Source organism: Roseateles sp. P5_E1 (assembly GCF_054049335.1).
Genome location: NZ_JBFUMN010000042.1, coordinates 37,797 through 44,154 on the forward strand (window position 1 = coordinate 37,797; position 6,358 = coordinate 44,154).

7 protein-coding genes are annotated in these 6,358 nt (G+C 67.7%); all 7 read right to left on the minus strand.

The window, feature by feature from the left end:
• Positions 1 to 3: 3 nt before the first annotated feature.
• Positions 4 to 498: a transcription antitermination factor NusB gene (gene nusB / locus ACXJKJ_RS23105; protein ID WP_056202311.1), complete on the minus strand. Its 495-nt coding sequence runs from the start codon at positions 496 to 498 to the stop codon at positions 4 to 6.
• The gene (ribH, locus tag ACXJKJ_RS23110) at positions 495 to 968 is read right to left on the minus strand and encodes a 6,7-dimethyl-8-ribityllumazine synthase (protein WP_457392786.1); all 474 of its coding nucleotides are present in this window, start codon (positions 966 to 968) and stop codon (positions 495 to 497) included. The genes nusB and ribH overlap by 4 nt, the downstream gene beginning before the upstream one ends.
• A 16-nt stretch (positions 969 to 984) precedes the next feature.
• Positions 985 to 2,082, minus strand: coding sequence for a bifunctional 3,4-dihydroxy-2-butanone-4-phosphate synthase/GTP cyclohydrolase II (gene ribBA / locus ACXJKJ_RS23115; protein ID WP_056202317.1), 1,098 nt, complete (start codon positions 2,080 to 2,082; stop codon positions 985 to 987).
• 49 nt (positions 2,083 to 2,131) lie between these two features.
• Positions 2,132 to 3,163 (minus strand): bifunctional diaminohydroxyphosphoribosylaminopyrimidine deaminase/5-amino-6-(5-phosphoribosylamino)uracil reductase RibD, encoded by a 1,032-nt coding sequence (gene ribD / locus ACXJKJ_RS23120; protein WP_457392788.1) that lies wholly within the window; start codon positions 3,161 to 3,163, stop codon positions 2,132 to 2,134.
• Between the two features lie 31 nt (positions 3,164 to 3,194).
• Positions 3,195 to 4,502, minus strand: a complete 1,308-nt coding sequence (locus ACXJKJ_RS23125) for a type IV pilus modification PilV family protein (protein ID WP_457392791.1) — start codon at positions 4,500 to 4,502, stop codon at positions 3,195 to 3,197.
• A 2-nt stretch (positions 4,503 to 4,504) separates the two neighbouring features.
• Complete coding sequence (locus tag ACXJKJ_RS23130; protein WP_457392794.1) at positions 4,505 to 5,836, minus strand: PilX N-terminal domain-containing pilus assembly protein; 1,332 nt, start codon at positions 5,834 to 5,836, stop codon at positions 4,505 to 4,507.
• The coding region (locus ACXJKJ_RS23135) for a hypothetical protein (protein WP_457392797.1) at positions 5,833 to 6,358 on the minus strand (526 nt) is incomplete at its 5' end. The genes ACXJKJ_RS23130 and ACXJKJ_RS23135, both read right to left, overlap by 4 nt.

Here is a 6,358-nt window from a genome sequence, read left to right on the forward strand (position 1 = left end):
TCGTCAACGCTTGGCTGCGACCTCGACGGGGCGCAAGTCGCCCGCCGCGCGGTCCAGCACGCCGTTCACATATTTGTGCCCATCGGTGCCGCCGAAGGACTTGGCCAGCTCGACCGCTTCGTTGATAGCAACGCGGTAGGGGATGTCGACGCAGTGCTTGAGCTCGTAGGCGCCGATCATCAGGATCGCGTGCTCAATGGGCGAGAGCTCGGTGGTCTTGCGGTCGACGTGGCGCGATAGGATGGCGTCGAGATCAGCCGCTTCGTTGACGCAGCCAGCCAGCAGCGCGTCGTAGTGCTTCACGTCGAGCTTGGCATAGCCTTCCTGCTCACGGCCCAGGGCGGTGATGGCGCCGATGTCCTCGCCAGTCAGCAGCCATTGGTAGAGGCCCTGCACGGCGGCCTCGCGTGAGCGGCGGCGGGCGGACTTGGCGGGAGCGCGCTTGACGCCAGGTTTGTTGGCCGTCTTCGTGGCGGTCTTGGGGGTGGAGGCGTTCACTCGATCTCTTTCAGCAGATTGGCCATTTCGACGGCGACGCGGGCAGCGTCGCGGCCCTTGGGTTCGGCGCGGGCCCAGGCCTGGGCTTCGTTCTCGACGGTCAGGATGGCGTTGGCGATGGGCACGCCATGGTCCAGGCCGACGCGGGTGACGGCCGCGCCGCTCTCGTTGGCCACCAGCTCGAAGTGGTAGGTCTCGCCGCGGATGATGCAGCCCAGGGCGATCAGCGCGTCGAAGTCATTGCTCTCGGCCAGGGCCTGCAGGGCCAGTGGCACTTCCAGCGCACCCGGCACGGTGACGTGGCGGATGGCTTCGGTCGGCACGCCGAGCACCGACAGCTCGGCCAGGCAGGCGCTGGCCAGGGTCGAGGTGATGGCGTCATTGAAGCGCGCCTGGACGATGGCGATGGTCAGCTCGCTGCCATCGAGAGCGCCCTCGAAGCTGGGCAGGCCTGGTTCGGAATCTTGCATCGCGGGCCTTTCGGGTTCAACAGTTGGGAGGCGCAGTAAAGCCGGTCACTTCGAGGCCATAGCCGGTCATGCTGGGCATGCGGCGCGGGCTGCCCAGCAGGCGCATGCGGTGTACGCCCAGGGCCTTCAGGATCTGGGCGCCGACGCCATAGGTGCGCAGGTCCATCGCGCCCTTGGTGGCGGGGGCCGGCTCGCAGGCCTGCACGCGGGCCAGCACGCCGGCGGCGTCCTCGCCGCAATTCAGCAGCACGACCACGCCGCCCGGGCTGGCCTTGACGGCGGCCAGCGCGGCGGGCAGGCCCCAGGAGTGGCCGCAGGGGCCGGCTTCCAGCAGGTCCATGACCGACAGCGGTTCGTGCACGCGCACGAGGACTTCGGTGTCGGGCGTCCACTGGCCTTGGCTGAGCGCCAGGTGGGTGCCGCCGGTGCGGTCGGTGAAGACCTGGCAGTCGAACTCGCCCTGGGCCGTGTTCAGGCGGCGCTCGGCAACGCGCTGGATCAGGCTCTCGTGGCGGCTGCGGTGTTCGATGAGGTCGGCGATGGTGCCGATCTTCAGGCCATGCTCGGCAGCAAAAATCTCAAGGTCGGGCAGGCGAGCCATGGTGCCATCGTCCTTCATGATCTCGCAGATCACCGAGGTGGACGACAGGCCGGCCATGCGCGCCAGGTCGCAGCCGGCCTCGGTATGGCCGGCGCGCATCAGCACGCCGCCGTCGTGGGCCTGCAACGGGAAGATGTGGCCGGGTTGCACGAGGTCGCTGGCCTTGGCGTCCGCCGCGACGGCCGCCTGCACGGTGCGGGCACGGTCGGCGGCGGAGATGCCGGTCGTGACGCCGGTGGCGGCCTCGATGGACACCGTGAAGGCGGTGCCATGCTGGGTGCCGTTGCGCCGCGTCATCGGCGGCAGCTGCAGGCGCTCGCAATGCTCGCGGGGCAGTGTCAGGCAGATCAGGCCGCGGCCGTAGCGGGCCATGAAGTTGATGGCCTCGGGCGTGACGAGGTCGGCCGCCAGCACGAGATCGCCTTCGTTCTCACGGTCTTCCTCGTCGACGAGGATGACCATGCGGCCGGCAGCCAGCTCGGCCACCAGCTCGGGAATGGGGGAGATGGGCATAGCCGGCGATTGTAGGTGGCGACCCTAGCGGCTGGTGCCGCGTGGGGCGTTACTTGGGACGCAGCCGCAGGCGCAGATCCGGGCCGATGGGTGTGGCTTCGATGAGGCGCCAGCGACGCGCGTCGCCGAGTTCGGCCAGCGGGCTCAGCGCCGCGAGCGGGCGGCCTTCGCCGATCAGCATGGGCGCCTGGTAGATCAGCAGCTCGTCGACCAGGCCGGCATCGAGGAAAGCCCCGGAAAGCGTCGGACCGGCTTCGACATGCAGTTCATTGATGCCTTGGGCGCCGAGTTCGGTCAGCAGCGCGGCCAGATTGGCCCGCCCGGGACCGATGACGCGGGCCTCACCGGGGGGCTGCAGGATGCGGGCGCCGCCTGGCATGCGGCCTTGCGGGTCCAGCACGATGCGCAGCGGCTGACGAGCAGTCGGCACCAGGCGCACATCGAGGCGCGGGTCGTCAGCCAGCACGGTGCCGATGCCGGTCAGCACGGCGCCTGCGCGCTTGCGCCAGGCATGGCCGTCGGTGCGGGCGGCCTCGCCGGTGATCCATTGGCTGCGGCCATCGGGCAGGGCGGTGTGGCCGTCGAGCGAGATGGYCGACTTCAGGCGCACGAAGGGCCTGCCGCGCTGCATGCGCGAGAAGAAGCCGATGTTGAGTTCGCTGGCCGCCTCGGCGATGGCCGGGTCCGCCAGTTCAACCTGCRGGCCGGCAGCCTTCAGGCGCGCGAGGCCCTGGCCGGCGACTTGTGGGTTGGGGTCCTTGACCGCAGCCACGACGCGCGCGATGCCGGCGGCAATCAGCGCATCGCAGCAGGGAGGCGTTCGGCCATGGTGGGAGCAGGGCTCGAGGGTGACAACGGCGGTCGCGCCGCGCACATCGTGGCCGCGCGCGGCTGCATCGCGCAACGCCATCACTTCGGCATGGGCCTGGCCAGCCGGCTGGGTGTGGCCCGCGCCGAGTTCCCGGCCGTCGGGAGCCAGGATGACGCAGCCGACGCGGGGGTTGGGGTCGGTCAGGCCGATGGCCTGCTCGGCCAGGGAAAGCGCTCGCAGCAGCGCCGCCGTGATTGCGGGCGAATTCATGCGAGCAGTCTAGGGCCCGCCAACGCGGCGGCTAAGGTCCAGGGGCAGGCTGCAGCTGGATGGTCGAGTAGTCGGCGAAGACGCCGGCACTTGGATTCACCGCTGGCGCAGTCGGGCAGTCAAGGTCGCCGCGGATGACCAGGAAGTTCTGGCGTGCCAGGGATCCCGTCACCTTGCCATAGACCTCGGGATGCTCTTCGTTCTCCAACGCCTTCAAGTCGGTCGTGAACCTGCTGCCGTTGCCGTTGTAGTCGGCGCTGTAGCGGCAGACGCGGTATTCGGATGCGGTGGTGCCGATGGTGATGCCCGTCAGTTCAAGCTTGCCAGACCAGAGTTTGGTGGTGGTATCGGGGTAGACGATGCAGTTGTAGGTGACGAAGGGCTGGGCGCTTGGCGACGTGGTGGGGGCATCGTCGAAGCAGTCTGGCGCCGGTGTCGGCGCCGAGGCGGTGAACGTGTCCAGCACCATGCTGCCACCGCTCATTACCGGCGCGCCGTTGACGAGTTGTGGCAATGAATAGCTGCCGCCAGTGATAGCCAGCCCCAGGTCGATGGCTGTGCCACCGGGGGCGCTCGGGTTGGGCGGGTTGCTGTTGGAGAACCGGATCACGCCGCTGAGCAGGTAGCCGACCGTGTTGTTCTTGCAGGATTCAACGCCGGCGGCGGTGAGCGCGGAGACGGCCGTGCCCGGCGTGATGCTGCATTTGCCGGTGATGACGCCCGTCACGTTATTGAAGACCCAGGCCACTCCGGTCGAACTGCTCGGRATGAAGGCGCTGTTCTTGCCATCCAGTTGCTTGGCTCCAACCGGGATGGCGGGGTGCCGGGCAGAGGGCAGCGTGACAGGCCCTGCCGGCGGTGTGAAGCCCACGGCCGCACTGAAGAGCGGATCCACAGCGGCGACGACCGTGTCCAGGTTGACGAACTGCGGGTCGCCAGCGCGGTCGGTCCAGGCCACGCTGACGCGGACATGCCTGGCGCCAGCCAACTGCGTGACTAGGCGCTCAATGCTGTAGGTGGTGTTCGAGTCCGCCGGCGTGAGCGGCGTTGCCGCCTGGGCGCTGATATCGCTATAGGCCGGTGTCGCGGCTGGCGTCGCCGCGGTCCGCGTCACCGTCGTGAAGGTTTTCAACGTGGCCATCTCGGCGCGGGCGATGCGCATGGCCTCGCTGCGTTGCTTGGCCAGGTCGGCGCCCCGGCGCAGATTGCTCATCAGTCCGACGAGGGCGAGCATGCCGAAGGACATCACGAGCAAGGCCACCAGGGCCTCGATCAACGTGACGCCGCGCTGGCGGCGCGAGGCGCGGCGGGAAGTTTGGGAGTGCAAGGACTTGAGCATCGTCAAATTCCGTAGGTCCCGTCGATCCAGCCACCTGAAACGCGGGCGTAGCTGCCCAGGCGGTTGCGCAGCTCGTTCGCAATGGACTGCTGGTAGATGATGTCCATCTGGCCCGTTGCGGTCATTTGACCCTGGACCACCACCATGCCCGTGACCTGCGAGGCCCCTGCGGTGTTGTTCGTCCAGGTCAGGTCCCCGAGGACGACCAGCATGCCGTTCAGTTGCATGGGGCCAGTGAGGGCCACGTCGCCGTACACGACGAGCACGACCGGTGCAGCCGCCGTGCCGATGGTGACATCGGAGCTGATGGCCATGGCGCCGCTGACAGTCAGGATGCGCTTGCCGGCGTTGACGGCGTCGACGAGCGCCGTGCCGCAATCGACCGCGCAGGTCACGGCGCGTGCGGCAGGGTGGTTGAGATATCGGCTCGGCGCCATGCCCATGAAGTTGCGGAAGAACTTGATGTTGCCTTCGGTGGTGTTACCCAGGTTCTGTAGAGAGGTGTCGCCGAAGACCCGCGCCTGATCCGGCGGCGTACCCGGTACGCTGTCCATGCGATCGTCATTCAGCGTCGGCGCCAGGCCACCGGAGACGACGAGCAGGCCGCCCGAGCGCGGGTCGGTGTTGTGCAGGCCCAGGCCGCCGCTGCCTGCGGTCGTCAGGTTGCCCTTGACCGTCAACGGTGCGGCCGGCGAGGAAGGCACCGCTGCAATGAAGGCGATGGCGGTGTTCTGCAGCACCGTGGCCGCCGCCCGCTGGCTGCGGGCCTCGGTGTTGGCACTGACGCAGTTGTCGACGCTGCTGTCGGTGCACCCATAGGCTGACAACAGGAAGCTGCCGTAATGGGTGGCGGCGTCCGTGCCCAAGGCGATGCCGAAGCTTGGGATCAGGGCGCCTGCGAGGGCCGTGCTGGGTTGGGCCGTGCGGCTAGCGGGTGCCGGGCAGCGGCAGACCAGACCCGTGTCGGTCGAGGAGCAATCGACGACAAGGTTGAGGTTGGAAGGGGTCGGGAGCTTGCTCGTGACGGCACGATCGGCGGCCGAGACATTGAGGTATTTGTCGACAAAGCGCGTACCGCCCGTGGCGACCGCGGCGCAGTTGTCGTCGATGCCCGTGCCATTGAGCATGGCCACGGACCACTCCACGCCTGCTTCGGCCATTTCCTGAGCCATGCTGGCGCGGTAATAGCTGCCGGAGATGCGCTGCTCGAACATCAGGTTGCGGTTGGCATAGGCGGCCAGCAGGGCCATGACCAGGAAAAGCACCATGACCACGACCAGCGTGGCGGCACCGCGCTGGGGCCGTGCGAAATGCATGAAAGGTTCTTGCTTCATGCTGGGCATTCCCCACTGATGTCGTCGGCGCGAATCTTTTCGCTGACCGTCAGCGTACGGACGACGCTGGGATCGGCCCTGGCGACCGCCCGGATCGTGAAATTGACGGTTCTCAAGGACTGGGTCGGGCAGGTTCCCGCCGACGTGCAGGACGGATCGCAGAGATCGTCAAGAGGAATCTGCTGCGTCACGATGTTGGCTGCGAAATTCGTGATCCTGACGACGTTCGGATCGGTGATGGGCTGCCAGTTGTGAGCGCCGTTGGCTAGCAGGCCCAGCGCAATGGAGAGCGTCTCGTCTTCCAACTTGACGCCGAATTGCTCGTTGCCTGAGACGATGTTGCTCACGTTCAGAATGCCGTTGGCCTTCTTCGCATAGCGGTAAAAGAGATCGCTGCCGCCAGCGGTGGTCTGGGTCAATGCGGTGTAAGGGCTGGAGGCGGCTTCCTTGGCCGGCGTTGCGCCCGCGTTGCGCTCGGGCTCCCAGACCCCCTTTGAAGGCAGGCCGCGGTAACCCGCCCGG

Excerpts from the sequence above, each read along its gene's own strand:
- ribH (WP_457392786.1), bottom strand. The coding sequence starts at position 968 with ATGCAAGATTCCGAACCAGGCCTGCCCAGCTTCGAGGGCGCTCTCGAT.
- ribBA (WP_056202317.1), bottom strand. The coding sequence starts at position 2,082 with ATGCCCATCTCCCCCATTCCCGAGCTGGTGGCCGAGCTGGCTGCCGGC.
- ACXJKJ_RS23130 (WP_457392794.1), bottom strand. The coding sequence starts at position 5,836 with ATGAAGCAAGAACCTTTCATGCATTTCGCACGGCCCCAGCGCGGTGCC.